Origin of the sequence: Cylindrospermopsis curvispora GIHE-G1 (assembly GCF_014489415.1) — a bacterium.
GTDB classification, from domain to species: Bacteria; Cyanobacteriota; Cyanobacteriia; order Cyanobacteriales; family Nostocaceae; genus Raphidiopsis; species Raphidiopsis curvispora_A.
In genome coordinates, this window is sequence record NZ_CP060822.1 from 2,965,621 (window position 1) to 2,978,767 (window position 13,147).

A 13,147-nucleotide genomic window follows, 5' to 3' on the forward strand; every position below is an offset into this window, starting at 1 on the left:
TAAAGTGGAAACCAGGTATCTATCTATAACTTTACCAGATGCTTCATCTTATAGTATTGCTGTTAACTTTACACAAGAAGGACAAGGAATAATCTCTAGTGAAACTCTTGCCAAAGAAACAGGATTACTCACATACGACCGCTATCTCAAGCATACCATCACTGAATTGGTAACTATTACTCATGTCGATCCCAAGAATTTAGAATTATACTACCGGGGCTTTCCTATCAGCACAGTTTCCCACAAGTGCGATTTCTTGGATACGGTAATTTTATTGCATAAAGGCACTTTACCAAACCAACAAGAAAAACAATGGTTAAAAAAGCAATTAGCCGAAAATTCTATTTTAGATAGAAAAATCCAAAAAGGATTAAGGCAGGTCATATCTTCATTTTCTCATGACACCAATGCCATTGCCATCTTAAGTGCTGGGTTATCTTATCTGGCTGCGGAATGTCCCTTACCTTTAAGAAATGAAACAGAACAACTACAAGCAGTCATCAAAGCCCTGGCTCTTAGTCCGATTATTGCAGCTATGATTATACAACATTGTCGGCAAGAATCATTTGAATTTCCCGAAAACTTTGGTGCGGATGGGGAGGATTATGATTATGCCCACAACTTACTAGCAATGATACATGGTGCTAATCAAGTTAGTAGTGAACAACAGACTTTGATGGATAAATTACTAGTTATTCATGCGGATGCTGGTCTAGCTCCATCAACGTTTGCAGGGGTACAAAATATTTCTCATGGTACTAGTATGTGGAACGCTTTAGTATCTATGGTCAATGCTTTATGTGGCGATAGACATGGTGGAGCAAACATCAGAGTTTTACTAATGTTTGACGAAATTGCTAGGCTTGATGGTGATCTAGAACAAAGTCTGAAAACTTATATAGATAAAACCATTGAACAAAAAAATAGAATCCCTGGGTTAGGACACATTGATTTCAAAGGACTCGATCCAAGAGCCAAAATTCTTGCCCAAATATGTGACAAGTTGATTAACGACTCCCAGGGAGATACTTTTATGCATATTGCCAGAAAAATGCATCACCTCGTTGATAGTATGGCTCAGTTTGATACAGTAAAACCTAACATTGATTTTTATTCTGGTCTTTTGTGGAGAACACTCGGAATACCTGATATGTTAATGACAGTTATGTTTTATTGCAGCCGTGTTGCTGGTTGCACAGCCCACTTTTGTATGGCTACCCACAACAAGAAAATAGTGTTTCCTAATAATTTTGTTGCAGGAAGTACAGGTTTATCTTTTGATAATAACAGTCAAGTTGTTTCCTATATGAGTCCATTATTTAACGCAGACTTGTAACTTAACACCATTGAACCAGTCCACTCTTCAAGATGAAAACTATTTTTATGCGGAGCATTGAACAACAATCATCGCAGCCTCTTTTAGAATCTGCATCAGATCCATTGCAAAAATGGTGGGTAATGCTGGGTATTAGTATCGGAATGTTCCTGTTTTCCTTAGATATCCACATTGTCAACCTATCTTTGCCCACATTGGTGCGAGAACTCCATACCAACTTTGCAACCATTGAATGGGTGCCCTTAAGTTACTTACTAATGCTCACAGTTTTGGTGCTAAGTGTAGGTCAATTGGGGGATATGTGGGGTAAGAAATGGTTGTACTTCGGTGGACTAATTCTTTTTACCTTCAGTTCACTGCTGTGTGGATTGGCTCCAACAGTAGAATATTTAATTGGGTTTCGAGTAATTCAGGGATTCAGTGCAGCCTTTATCTGTGCGCTTGCACCAGCGATTATTACAGAAGTCTTTCCCAAAGAGCAACGGGGACTGGCGCTGGGGATTTCCACAGGTATTGCTTGGCTGGGAACTGCATTAGGACCAACACTGGGAGGATTGCTGATTGGTTTTGGGAGCTGGCGGTTAATTTTTTTGGTAAATCTGCCGTTTTGTATAATTGCTAGCTTACTTGTCCTCTTCTTTGTCCCTGATTCTAGCAAAAGTGAAGCCAAACAAAGCTTTGATAGTCTAGGAACGCTGTTGATGGTAGTCACCTTGACTTGCTTTGTACTTGGAATCACAAAATTACAGAGCCAAGAATTTGGTGATACAAAGACAATCGTTTTTCTGACTGTTGCAGTCCTGGGCTTGGGGAGCTTTTTAGTATCGCAATCCCAGATTGCCAAACCGATGCTCAATTTAGAGATGTTTCGTTCTTTAGAACTCAGCCTCGGCTTATTACTGAGTGCGATCGCTTATGGATTTACAATAGGTGTTCTCTTCATTTTACCTTTTTTTCTAGAGTTAGTCAAACATTATCCCGAACAGCAGGTAGGGCTAATGCTAGCGGTGCTACCAGTTGCATCTATAATGATGACTCCGGTTGCAGGCTATTTATCTGATCGCATTGGAGAGCGAATTGTCAGCATCATCGGACTGGTGTTATTGGTATTCGGGTGTTTAGCTATCAGTACCTTTGAGGCTGAACTAACCGTGTGGGGGTATATTTTGCGAGTTACACCTCTGGCGTTGGGAGTAGGAATATTCCAACCCTCCAACCAAAGTGCTGTGATGGGAGGCATATCCCCAGAGCGATTGGGTATTGCTTCGGGGTTGTTGTTTTTGTCACGCACATTAGGACAGATCACAGGTTTATCGCTGATAGGTATTCTATTTTCTATTTTGACTTATACTCACACCCAAGCTAAATCTCCTATTGATGTTACAGATGCACCTGTTGAAGCATTAGTGTTTGCCGTGCAGATGAGTTTTCGCTTGATTGCGCCAATTCTCATAGCTGCAACAATTATGGCAGTTGTGTTGTGGTGGCTAGAAGGAAGGAAACAGAGAAGTTAATTGATTATTCTTTATCATTCCCCACTGAGTCAGATATTTCAGCATTTTTACTTAGCATTTCAGTTAAATATCGAGCTAAAATATAGAACCTTATGTCAACAATTTCCCGAAAATTATATGGATTTGACTATTTGCGAGTTATCTGCTCTTTAATAGTTGTTCTCTTGCATGTTCAACATGAATTTTCAAATCATTTCCATTTCACGCCAATCGAAGAAGTCCTGATAAATTCATTCATTTATAATTTTGGCTTTCTCGCAGTTCCTGTATTTTTACAGATTTCTTTATTTCTTTTTTATTTGAACCTTAATCTCAAAGAAAAATATTTCAAAAAAAGGATAATTGATATAACAAAAATTTATGTTCTATGGTTTCTTATATATCCAATTTTTATCAAATTAGTTATCGAACATGGAGAATTACCCTCATTAAATTTTCTATCTATTAACACCTTCATTGCTTCTGGGGGACATACATTAATATATTTTTTATCCGACCTGATATTATTAACTGCCATCTCAGGATTATTAATGAAAATAGGTTTGTTGAAAAATAAATATCTTGTGGTTTCATTTTTATTAATTAGCAGTCTAATTGTGTTTTTATTGCCATTTATTAGAATTTTCCCCCTGGCTTTATTAAATATCGATATGACTCAACATTGGAATCCTTTAAATTTTATCCCCTACATATTTTCTTCTTACCTCTTATATATGCAGCTAGATAATGAAACTAATTCATTAAATAAAATGTCTGTAGCAGCGTGGTGTGTCATCTTGCTAATCCTATGTTGTACAGTAGTAATCGAGTGGAGATATCTACAAGGTTATGACTTCTGGGAACATCGACTACTTTTGCCAATTTACTCGAGACTATCTCTAATTATTTCTGCCTATATCGTTAGTTATTTGGCTATTAATTATTTGTCATATCCACCACCTGTCTTCATACAATTAATTTCTAATTGTTCTCTAGGTATCTATTGTATTCATCATATTTTAATAGATATAGCTGTTTGGGTTTATCCCCAAAATTTAGAATTTTCTCCATTACCAGATTCAATTATTTTTTTGATGATATTTGCTTTGATTGCTATTATCACAATATCCTTGACAAACTTCACGAAAAAAATTAAATTTCTTGAGAAGTATTTATAATCCTGATTTGTTGACACATACAAGCTTGAAGATAGCGGAACTTATCTAACATTTTTTCACCCCATTCATTTGAGGTTAGCACCTTTTAGGTCAGCACCAGGGAGGTTAGCACGAGAGAGGTTAGCACCTCTGAGGTCAGTATCTTTGAGGTCAGCATAAAAGAGGTCAACATAAGAGAGGTCACATTGTGGACACTGACGAATTGCTAAAAGTCTGTCTAGGTCAGACTGGCTATAAGCATAACTAGGACTAGTGCCAAGGCTAAAAGAGGAAACAAGAAACAAAGTCAATGTCAGCGCTAATGTGAGAAATTTTTTCATTGTCTTAAATCCGTAACCAAATTATCGAGGTAAATTATACATGACTGTTCTTATCCATAAAAGAGCAACTAATAGAAATAAGGGCAGGGTAATGAGTAAGATATTTAACGTCAACAAGTTTTATCTTTACTCAAGTTCCATTCATAAGTTAGTAGTGAGATCTTGCTACGGGCGATTACATTGCACTCCCAATGGGCGATCGCTCCTCTCTTCAATCTAAACTCCAGTTAGTTAGATAGAGATAATTCAATATCTAAGCTGAAAGAAAAGGGAGTGGTTATAAGAATCACCAAATAAGTAGGCTAAATGTATGATAATGTAGGGGGTGTCGCAAACTATTACGTGCACCAAAATGTCCCCCCGCGAGAAAGGTTTTTAAAAACCTTCCTCCTGCTAAAGTCAACCCAATTAATTTTAAGTGAAGGTATGCAATACATCCCTACAGAAGCCATGTTATAGTAAATTAAACCGATTGAGTCAGTACCAAAGTGAATGGGAGGTATAGATATGGTGAGGCAAGTTCCACCAAAAACTCAACTGGGGGTGATAAAATCCAATAAAAATCAGCTTGGGGAGACAATCGCGCCTGAAATTGTCTACCCAGAAAGTGATGGTCAACCGATGGCGGATAACACTAAACAATTCACATGGATTGTCAAAATCAAAGAGAATCTGGAAATACTATTTAAGTCTAATCCAGATGTGTTTGTGGCTGGGGACTTATTTTGGTATCCAGTAGAGGGTAATAACAAAATTAAACTGGCTCCTGACACCATGGTGGTGTTTGGGAGACCCAAGGCGCACCGAGGGTCTTATCGACAGTGGGAGGAGGATAATATTCCTCCCCAGGTGGTGTTTGAAATTTTATCTCCCGGTAATACTCAAGATGAAATGGACAAAAAAAAGCTGTTTTATCTGAAACATGGGGTAGAGGAGTATTATGTATATGATCCAGATAGAATTAGTCTAAAAGTATCTATTAGGGAAAATAATTCATTTAAAGAGATTAAGGATTTTAGTGTTTGGACTAGTCCAAGATTGAATGTACGGTTTGATATGACTGGGGATGAATTAGTCATCTATTATCCAGATGGTGGTAGGTTTCTTAGTTCTGTAGAGTTGAGTAATTATGCAGAACAAGAAAGACTTCTTCGAGAACAAGCAAATCAACGTGCAGAACGGGAAAGACTGCTTAAAGAACGGGAAAGATTTCTTAAAGAGCAGGAACAACTAAAGTATCAAAATTTACTATCACAATTAAAAGCTAAGGGTATTGATATTAGTACACTGGAATAAACTATTACCTACACCAAAATGTCCCCCCGGGAGAAAGGTTTTTAAAAACCCTCCTCTTGCTAAAGTCAACCCAATTAATTTTAAGTGAGGGTATGCAATACATCCCTAAAGAAGCCATGTTATAGTAAATTAAACCGATTGAGTCAGTACCAAAGTGAATGGGAGGTATAGATATGGTGAGGCAAATTCCACCAAAAACTCAACTGGGGGTGATAAAATCCAATAAAAATCAGCTTGGGGAGACAATCGCGCCTGAAATTGTCTACCCAGAAAGTGATGGTCAACCGATGGCGGATAACACTAAACAATTCACATGGATTGTGAAAATCAAAGAGAATCTGGAAATACTATTTAAGTCTAATCCAGATGTGTTTGTGGCTGGGGACTTATTTTGGTATCCAGTAGAGGGTAATAACAAAATTAAACTGGCTCCTGACACCATGGTGGTGTTTGGGAGACCCAAGGCGCACCGAGGGTCTTATCGACAGTGGGAGGAGGATAATATTCCTCCCCAGGTAGTTTTTGAAATTTTATCTCCCGGTAATACTCAAGATGAAATGGACAAAAAAAAGCTTTTCTATCTGAAACATGGGGTAGAGGAGTATTATGTATATGATCCAGATAGAATTAGTCTAAAAGTATCTATTAGGGAAAACAATTCATTTAAAGAGATTAAGGATTTTAGTGTTTGGACTAGTCCAAGATTGAATGTACGGTTTGATATGACTGGGGATGAATTAGTCATCTATTATCCAGATGGTGGTAGGTTTCTTAGTCCTGTAGAGTTGAGCAATTATGCAGAACAGGCAAATCAACGTGCAGAACGGGAAAGACTGCTTAAAGAACAAGAAAGATTTCTGAAAGAGCAGGAACAACTAAAGTATCAAAATTTACTATCACAATTAAAAGCTAAGGGTATTGATATTAGTACACTGGAATAAACTATTACCTACACTAAAATGTCCCCCCGGGAGAAAGGTTTTTAAAAACCCTCCTCCTGCTAAAGTCAACCCAATTAATTTTAAGTGAGGGTATGGAACACATCCCTACAGAAGCCATGTTATAGTAAATTAAACCGATTGAGTCAGTACCAAAGTGAATGGGAGGTATAGATATGGTGAGGCAAGTTCCACCAAAAACTCAACTGGGGGTGATAAAATCCAATAAAAATCAGCTTGGGGAGACAATCGCGCCTGAAATTGTCTACCCAGAAAGTGATGGTCAACCGATGGCGGATAACACTAAACAATTCACATGGATTGTGAAAATCAAAGAGAATCTGGAAATACTATTTAAGTCTAATCCAGATGTGTTTGTGGCTGGGGACTTATTTTGGTATCCAGTAGAGGGTAATAACAAAATTAAACTAGCTCCCGATACCATGGTGGTGTTTGGGAGACCCAAGGCGCACCGAGGGTCTTATCGACAGTGGGAGGAGGATAATATTCCTCCCCAGGTGGTGTTTGAAATTTTATCTCCCGGTAATACTCAAGATGAAATGGACAAAAAAAAGCTGTTTTATCTGAAACATGGGGTAGAGGAGTATTATGTATATGATCCAGATAGAATTAGTCTAAAAGTATCTATTAGGGAAAATAATTCATTTAAAGAAATTAAGGATTTTAGTGTTTGGACTAGTCCAAGATTGAATGTACGGTTTGATATGACTGGGGATGAATTAGTCATCTATTATCCAGATGGTGGTAGGTTTCTTAGTTCTGTAGAGTTGAGTAATTATGCAGAACAAGAAAGACTTCTTCGAGAACAAGCAAATCAACGTGCAGAACGGGAAAGACTGCTTAAAGAACGGGAAAGATTTCTTAAAGAGCAGGAACAACTAAAGTATCAAAATTTACTATCACAATTAAAAGCTAAGGGTATTGATATTAGTACACTGGAATAAACTATTACCTACACTAAAATGTCCCCCCGGGAGAAAGGTTTTTAAAAACCCTCCTCCTGCTAAAGTCAACCCAATTAATTTTAAGTGAGGGTATGGAACACATCCCTACAGAAGCCATGTTATAGTAAATTAAACCGATTGAGTCAGTACCAAAGTGAATGGGAGGTATAGATATGGTGAGGCAAGTTCCACCAAAAACTCAACTGGGGGTAGTAAAATCCAATAAAAATCAGCTTGGGGAGACAATCGCGCCTGAAATTGTCTACCCAGAAAGTGATGGTCAACCGATGGCGGATAACACTAAACAATTCACATGGATTGTGAAAATCAAAGAGAATCTGGAAATACTATTTAAGTCTAATCCAGATGTGTTTGTGGCTGGGGACTTATTTTGGTATCCAGTAGAGGGTAATAACAAAATTAAACTAGCTCCCGATACCATGGTGGTGTTTGGGAGACCCAAGGGACACCGGGGGTCTTATCGACAGTGGGAGGAGGATAATATTCCTCCCCAGGTAGTTTTTGAAATTTTATCTCCCGGTAATACTCAAGATGAAATGGACAAAAAAAAGCTTTTTTATCTGAAACATGGAGTAGAGGAGTATTATGTATATGATCCAGATAGAATTAGTCTAGAAGTATCTATTAGGGAAAATAATTCATTCAAAGAGATTAAGGATTTTAGTGTTTGGACTAGTCCAAGATTGAATGTACGGTTTGATATGACTGGGGATGAATTAGTCATCTACTATCCAGATGGTGGTAGGTTTCTTAGTTCTGTAGAGTTGAGCAATTATGCAGAACAAGAAAGACTTCTTCGAGAACAAGCAAATCAACTTGCAGAACGGGAAAGACTGCTTAAAGAGCAGGAACAACTAAAGTATCAAAATTTACTATCACAATTAAAAGCTAAGGGTATTGATATTAGTACACTGGAATAAACTATTACCTATACTACAATGTCCCCCCGGGAGAAAGGTTTTTAAAAACCCTCCTCCTGCTAAAGTCAACCCAATTAATTTTAAGTGAGGGTATGGAACACATCCCTACAGAAGCCATGTTATAGTAAATTAAACCGATTGAGTCAGTACCAAAGTGAATGGGAGGTATAGATATGGTGAGGCAAGTTCCACCAAAAACTCAACTGGGGGTAGTAAAATCCAATAAAAATCAGCTTGGGGAGACAATCGCGCCTGAAATTGTCTACCCAGAAAGTGATGGTCAACCGATGGCGGATAACACTAAACAATTCACATGGATTGTGAAAATCAAAGAGAATCTGGAAATACTATTTAAGTCTAATCCAAATGTGTTTGTGGCTGGGGACTTATTTTGGTATCCAGTAGAGGGTAATAACAAAATTAAACTGGCTCCTGACACCATGGTGGTGTTTGGGAGACCCAAGGGACACCGGGGGTCTTATCGACAGTGGGAGGAGGATAATATTCCTCCCCAGGTAGTTTTTGAAATTTTATCTCCCGGTAATACTCAAGATGAAATGGACAAAAAAAAGCTTTTCTATCTGAAACATGGAGTAGAGGAGTATTATGTATATGATCCAGATAGAATTAGTCTAAAAGTATCTACTAGGGAAAATAATTCATTTAAAGAGATTAAGGATTTTAGTGTTTGGACTAGTCCAAGATTGAATGTACGGTTTGATATGACTGGGGATGAATTAGTCATCTATTATCCAGATGGTGGTAGGTTTCTTAGTTCTGTAGAGTTGAGTAATTATGCAGAACAAGAAAGACTTCTTCGAGAACAAGCAAATCAACGTGCAGAACGGGAAAGACTGCTTAAAGAACGGGAACAACTAAAGTATCAAAATTTACTATCACAATTAAAAGCTAAGGGTATTGATATTAGTACACTGGAATAAACTATTACCTACACTAAAATGTCCCCCCGGGAGAAAGGTTTTTAAAAACCCTCCTCCTGCTAAAGTCAACCCAATTAATTTTAAGTGAGGGTATGGAACACATCCCTACAGAAGCCATGTTATAGTAAATTAAACCGATTGAGTCAGTACCAAAGTGAATGGGAGGTATAGATATGGTGAGGCAAGTTCCACCAAAAACTCAACTGGGGGTAGTAAAATCCAATAAAAATCAGCTTGGGGAGACAATCGCGCCTGAAATTGTCTACCCAGAAAGTGATGGTCAACCGATGGCGGATAACACTAAACAATTCACATGGATTGTGAAAATCAAAGAGAATCTGGAAATACTATTTAAGTCTAATCCAAATGTGTTTGTGGCTGGGGACTTATTTTGGTATCCAGTAGAGGGTAATAACAAAATTAAACTGGCTCCTGACACCATGGTGGTGTTTGGGAGACCCAAGGGACACCGGGGGTCTTATCGACAGTGGGAGGAGGATAATATTCCTCCCCAGGTAGTTTTTGAAATTTTATCTCCCGGTAATACTCAAGATGAAATGGACAAAAAAAAGCTTTTCTATCTGAAACATGGAGTAGAGGAGTATTATGTATATGATCCAGATAGAATTAGTCTAGAAGTATCTATTAGGGAAAATAATTCATTCAAAGAGATTAAGGATTTTAGTGTTTGGACTAGTCCAAGATTGAATGTACGGTTTGATATGACTGAGGATGAATTAGTCATCTATTATCCAGATGGTGGTAGGTTTCTTAGTTCTGTAGAGTTGAGCAATTATGCAGAACGGGAAAGATTTCTTAAAGAGCAGGAACAACTAAAGTATCAAAATTTACTATCACAATTAAAAGCTAAGGGTATTGATATTAGTACACTGGAATAAACTATTACGTGCACCAAAATGTCCCCCGGGAGAAAGGTTTTTAAAAACCCTCCCCCTGCTAAAGTCAACCCAATTAATTTTAAGTGAGGGTATGCAATACATCCCTAAAGAAGCCATGTTATAGTAAATTAAACCGATTGAGTCAGTACCAAAGTGAATGGGAGGTATAGATATGGTGAGGCAAATTCCACCAAAAACTCAACTGGGGGTGATAAAATCCAATAAAAATCAGCTTGGGGAGACAATCGCGCCTGAAATTGTCTACCCAGAAAGTGATGCTCAAACCAACCTTCCGATGGCGCAAAAGGTGACTGTTTTGGAGTGGGTGGAAGGTTTATATGAGGAGCAGGTTTTTACGGGTGATGAGGTGATTTGTTCCCCTTTATTTTCTGAGGTGAAGTTAACTGTAAATGAGATCCTAAAAAAATAAATCAGTAGATAAATATGAGTAAAATTCCAGAAATCCAAGCTAGGGAATATATTGGTTTAAGTCTTCTGTCTTTGGGTGTGATCGCATTCTTGGCTACCAAAGACATACTATATATGATTATACCTATCCTATTAGATATATTGCTATTGCACTTAGGAAATTATGTTAGGTATAATCATGCTTGGTCATCATCACAAATTCCACAAATTACAACACTACAAATAAATATGACAAATCTGACAAATCAAGTTGATGAAATTAAACAAACAATTAAACAAACTATGAACCAATCTAATGAAAGAATCAAAAAAATTGAAATTTGGAAACAACAACTAAACGAAATAATTGATCAGAAAATTCAAATTTCTATACAAAAACTGCTAGTATCAACCGAAGAAATTCCTCAACAAATTAGTGATATATATAATCGCCTAAATACAATAGACAGTGAAATTAAAAACTTACGAGAGCAAACAGAAAATAAATTAGAATTAACCCAAATTAGTCAACAAATTGACCAGATTGAGTCTCGCTGTGAAAATCTGGATGATTCAATCCAGAAACTACATGAAGCTTGTCATCAAAACTTCGTCACAATTGGTGAATTTAATCAACTCAAACAGAATCAAAATCATGAAAATTCTAGATTCAATGAACTTTTTGAATCCGTGAATAACTCTTTGACAGAATTAGATAGGTGCTTTGATGATTTAATCACAGTAAGCAATTTAGAAGAAACCGAAGAACCTAATTTCAATACTCCCAAAACATCATGTATTGAAAATATAGAAACTTCACCAATCATAGGAAAATTTAATCAGGTAATTCTTGCCACATCTAAATCGGAAGCAAGTGTAGATGAAAATCTCAACCAATTATTATTTGTACAAAATTTAAAAGGTCATGAGTCTAAAGTTTCCGCAGTAGCTTTTAGTCCTGATGGTAGAAATTTAGTTAGTGGTAGTGATGATAAAACAATCAAAATTTGGGATTTAATAACTCAGACTCATCGCACCCTACCAGCACATCAAGATTCTCCCTGGAATGGAGGTATTAACTCAGTAGCAGTTAGTCCCGATGGGAACAGCTAGTGGGAGTAAAGATAAAACTGCAAAGTTGTGGAACCTAGAGAGCGGTGAAGAAATCTCCACAGTCAAATGTGCCGAAGATGCCATTTATACAATTACTTTTAGTCCTAATGGCAAACTTCTAGCCACTGGGAGTGGAGATAAAACTATTACAGTCTTTCCCTATAATTACCCCGAAACATAACATTAAACTTAGCCAAACTTAGGCGCGAAAGTAAAGATGCTGACTGTTACGCGCACCACCTAGGGAACTATTGACTGCGGGTGGACGATACCCGGATGTGATTCTAATGGGTGAGCCAAATTTCTCTCTTACTGGTTCCCAGGTTAAGGGTATCCCCACAGACAATCTCCAGGCGTGGATTAATTTAATGGTTAATTTCGTGGCGATCTCGCGATAAATTTGCATTATTGGCAAGGAGTTAACTAAAATACAGTTAGGTGACATACTCCTACAAACTGAACAAATGGGTTGGGTTCCCCTGTCGCTACAAAAAATAGGCAAGGTATTGTTGATAAAAGCGATTTTAATTTGGTCAACCATAGATGAGGTAACAAAAAATGATTGCTGTAAAAGACAAGTTTCCTAAGTTAACACCCGAAGAATATTTTGTCTGGGAAGAAAAACAACTGCTTCGCCATGAGTATATTAATGGTGAAGTTTACGCTATGACTGGGGGAACTCAAAATCATGGACGAATTGCTAGTAATATTATTTTCATTGTTAAAGGTCATTTACGGGGTAGTGGTTGTCAGGTTGGTAATTCCGATTGTCGTGTAAATATTTTGGAAACAAAAGATTATGTTTATCCTGATGTGAGTGTTACTTGTGACGAGCGCGATCGCACTGCAATCCAAGCAATTCAATATCCCTGTCTAATTGTTGAGGTTTTATCTCCCAGTACGGCCAGTTATGACCGAGGGGATAAATTTAGATTGTATCGTCGCAATCCTAGTTTGCAAGATTATCTTTTAGTTGATGCTGAGAAAATAGCGATTGATTTATACCGCAAAAATGATCGGGGTAATTGGGAGATTTTTAATTATCAGTCGGGGGATAATATCGAGCTACAAAGTATTGATTTAAGTTTTCCCATTCAGTCGGTTTATGAGGATATTGTTTTTGAGGAATTAGCTTGATAACAGTTACAAATTAAAATCATCGACTCAGTTTTAGCACTTTGGTGTTGGTTTTTAAAAATATCTGTGGTCTTATTTAGGAGTATATAGAAATCACAGGCGATCGCTTGTTAAAATAGTAAAACCAGCATTTTATAGGAGTCATGGTCATGATAATTGCAACTGGTAAAAAAATGACTTTT

15 protein-coding genes are annotated in these 13,147 nt (G+C 37.3%); 13 read left to right on the forward strand and 2 right to left on the reverse strand.

What is annotated here, in order from left to right:
• Window positions 1-4 precede the first annotated feature (4 nt).
• The 3 genes from IAR63_RS13190 to IAR63_RS13200 all read left to right on the forward strand — a co-directional run bounded on the left by IAR63_RS13190 (window position 5) and on the right by IAR63_RS13200 (window position 4,007).
• The gene (locus IAR63_RS13190) at window positions 5-1,336 is read left to right on the forward strand and encodes a citrate/2-methylcitrate synthase (protein ID WP_187705584.1); all 1,332 of its coding nucleotides are present in this window, start codon (window positions 5-7) and stop codon (window positions 1,334-1,336) included.
• A 32-nt stretch (window positions 1,337-1,368) separates the two neighbouring features.
• A complete protein-coding gene (locus tag IAR63_RS13195) occupies window positions 1,369-2,850 on the forward strand; it encodes an MFS transporter (RefSeq protein WP_235678266.1) in 1,482 nt (493 codons plus the stop codon).
• A 92-nt stretch (window positions 2,851-2,942) separates the two neighbouring features.
• Window positions 2,943-4,007, forward strand: coding sequence for an acyltransferase family protein (locus tag IAR63_RS13200; RefSeq protein ID WP_187705585.1), 1,065 nt, complete (start codon window positions 2,943-2,945; stop codon window positions 4,005-4,007).
• A 65-nt stretch (window positions 4,008-4,072) separates the two neighbouring features.
• Here the strand turns inward: IAR63_RS13200 and IAR63_RS13205 are convergent, their stop codons facing one another.
• Window positions 4,073-4,327, reverse strand: a complete 255-nt coding sequence (locus tag IAR63_RS13205; RefSeq protein ID WP_187705586.1) for a pentapeptide repeat-containing protein — start codon at window positions 4,325-4,327, stop codon at window positions 4,073-4,075.
• A 507-nt stretch (window positions 4,328-4,834) separates the two neighbouring features.
• On the opposite strand from IAR63_RS13205, the gene IAR63_RS13210 reads away from it, so the two are divergent.
• The 9 genes from IAR63_RS13210 to IAR63_RS13255 all read left to right on the forward strand — a co-directional run bounded on the left by IAR63_RS13210 (window position 4,835) and on the right by IAR63_RS13255 (window position 12,009).
• Window positions 4,835-5,623, forward strand: coding sequence for a Uma2 family endonuclease (locus IAR63_RS13210; RefSeq protein ID WP_141302940.1), 789 nt, complete (start codon window positions 4,835-4,837; stop codon window positions 5,621-5,623).
• Between the two features lie 173 nt (window positions 5,624-5,796).
• Window positions 5,797-6,564 (forward strand): Uma2 family endonuclease, encoded by a 768-nt coding sequence (locus IAR63_RS13215; protein ID WP_187707465.1) that lies wholly within the window; start codon window positions 5,797-5,799, stop codon window positions 6,562-6,564.
• Between the two features lie 173 nt (window positions 6,565-6,737).
• On the forward strand, window positions 6,738-7,526 hold the full coding sequence (locus IAR63_RS13220) for a Uma2 family endonuclease (protein ID WP_141302940.1): 789 nt from the start codon (window positions 6,738-6,740) through the stop codon (window positions 7,524-7,526).
• 173 nt (window positions 7,527-7,699) lie between these two features.
• On the forward strand, window positions 7,700-8,467 hold the full coding sequence (locus tag IAR63_RS13225) for a Uma2 family endonuclease (RefSeq protein WP_187707466.1): 768 nt from the start codon (window positions 7,700-7,702) through the stop codon (window positions 8,465-8,467).
• Window positions 8,468-8,640: 173 nt separating this feature from the next.
• Window positions 8,641-9,408: a Uma2 family endonuclease gene (locus tag IAR63_RS13230; protein WP_187707467.1), complete on the forward strand. Its 768-nt coding sequence runs from the start codon at window positions 8,641-8,643 to the stop codon at window positions 9,406-9,408.
• A gap of 173 nt (window positions 9,409-9,581) precedes the next feature.
• Window positions 9,582-10,307 carry a Uma2 family endonuclease gene (locus tag IAR63_RS13235; protein WP_187707468.1) on the forward strand — a complete coding sequence of 242 codons (726 nt, stop codon included), beginning with the start codon at window positions 9,582-9,584 and terminating at the stop codon, window positions 10,305-10,307.
• Window positions 10,308-10,464: 157 nt separating this feature from the next.
• A complete protein-coding gene (locus IAR63_RS18485) occupies window positions 10,465-10,737 on the forward strand; it encodes a hypothetical protein (protein ID WP_235678267.1) in 273 nt (90 codons plus the stop codon).
• Between the two features lie 14 nt (window positions 10,738-10,751).
• Window positions 10,752-11,828 carry a hypothetical protein gene (locus tag IAR63_RS13250; protein ID WP_187705587.1) on the forward strand — a complete coding sequence of 359 codons (1,077 nt, stop codon included), beginning with the start codon at window positions 10,752-10,754 and terminating at the stop codon, window positions 11,826-11,828.
• Complete coding sequence (locus IAR63_RS13255) at window positions 11,815-12,009, forward strand: WD40 repeat domain-containing protein (protein ID WP_187705588.1); 195 nt, start codon at window positions 11,815-11,817, stop codon at window positions 12,007-12,009. The genes IAR63_RS13250 and IAR63_RS13255 overlap by 14 nt, the downstream gene beginning before the upstream one ends.
• An 18-nt stretch (window positions 12,010-12,027) precedes the next feature.
• On the opposite strand, the gene IAR63_RS18250 is transcribed toward IAR63_RS13255, so the two are convergent.
• Window positions 12,028-12,234: a D-Ala-D-Ala carboxypeptidase family metallohydrolase gene (locus tag IAR63_RS18250; RefSeq protein ID WP_235678268.1), complete on the reverse strand. Its 207-nt coding sequence runs from the start codon at window positions 12,232-12,234 to the stop codon at window positions 12,028-12,030.
• A gap of 152 nt (window positions 12,235-12,386) precedes the next feature.
• Here IAR63_RS18250 and IAR63_RS13265 point away from each other — a divergent pair, with 152 nt between their 5' ends.
• Window positions 12,387-12,965 carry a Uma2 family endonuclease gene (locus IAR63_RS13265; RefSeq protein ID WP_187705589.1) on the forward strand — a complete coding sequence of 193 codons (579 nt, stop codon included), beginning with the start codon at window positions 12,387-12,389 and terminating at the stop codon, window positions 12,963-12,965.
• The last annotated feature ends 182 nt before the right edge of the window (window positions 12,966-13,147 follow it).

Bases quoted from the DNA above. Each gene is read 5' to 3' on its own strand.
- IAR63_RS13195 (WP_235678266.1), top strand. From the start codon at position 1,369: ATGAAAACTATTTTTATGCGGAGCATTGAACAACAATCATCGCAGCCT.
- IAR63_RS13200 (WP_187705585.1), top strand. From the start codon at position 2,943: ATGTCAACAATTTCCCGAAAATTATATGGATTTGACTATTTGCGAGTT.
- IAR63_RS13205 (WP_187705586.1), bottom strand. From the start codon at position 4,327: ATGAAAAAATTTCTCACATTAGCGCTGACATTGACTTTGTTTCTTGTT.
- IAR63_RS13210 (WP_141302940.1), top strand. From the start codon at position 4,835: ATGGTGAGGCAAGTTCCACCAAAAACTCAACTGGGGGTGATAAAATCC.
- IAR63_RS13215 (WP_187707465.1), top strand. From the start codon at position 5,797: ATGGTGAGGCAAATTCCACCAAAAACTCAACTGGGGGTGATAAAATCC.
- IAR63_RS13220 (WP_141302940.1), top strand. From the start codon at position 6,738: ATGGTGAGGCAAGTTCCACCAAAAACTCAACTGGGGGTGATAAAATCC.
- IAR63_RS13225 (WP_187707466.1), top strand. From the start codon at position 7,700: ATGGTGAGGCAAGTTCCACCAAAAACTCAACTGGGGGTAGTAAAATCC.
- IAR63_RS13230 (WP_187707467.1), top strand. From the start codon at position 8,641: ATGGTGAGGCAAGTTCCACCAAAAACTCAACTGGGGGTAGTAAAATCC.
- IAR63_RS13235 (WP_187707468.1), top strand. From the start codon at position 9,582: ATGGTGAGGCAAGTTCCACCAAAAACTCAACTGGGGGTAGTAAAATCC.
- IAR63_RS18485 (WP_235678267.1), top strand. From the start codon at position 10,465: ATGGGAGGTATAGATATGGTGAGGCAAATTCCACCAAAAACTCAACTG.
- IAR63_RS13250 (WP_187705587.1), top strand. From the start codon at position 10,752: ATGAGTAAAATTCCAGAAATCCAAGCTAGGGAATATATTGGTTTAAGT.
- IAR63_RS13255 (WP_187705588.1), top strand. From the start codon at position 11,815: ATGGGAACAGCTAGTGGGAGTAAAGATAAAACTGCAAAGTTGTGGAAC.
- IAR63_RS18250 (WP_235678268.1), bottom strand. From the start codon at position 12,234: ATGCAAATTTATCGCGAGATCGCCACGAAATTAACCATTAAATTAATC.
- IAR63_RS13265 (WP_187705589.1), top strand. From the start codon at position 12,387: ATGATTGCTGTAAAAGACAAGTTTCCTAAGTTAACACCCGAAGAATAT.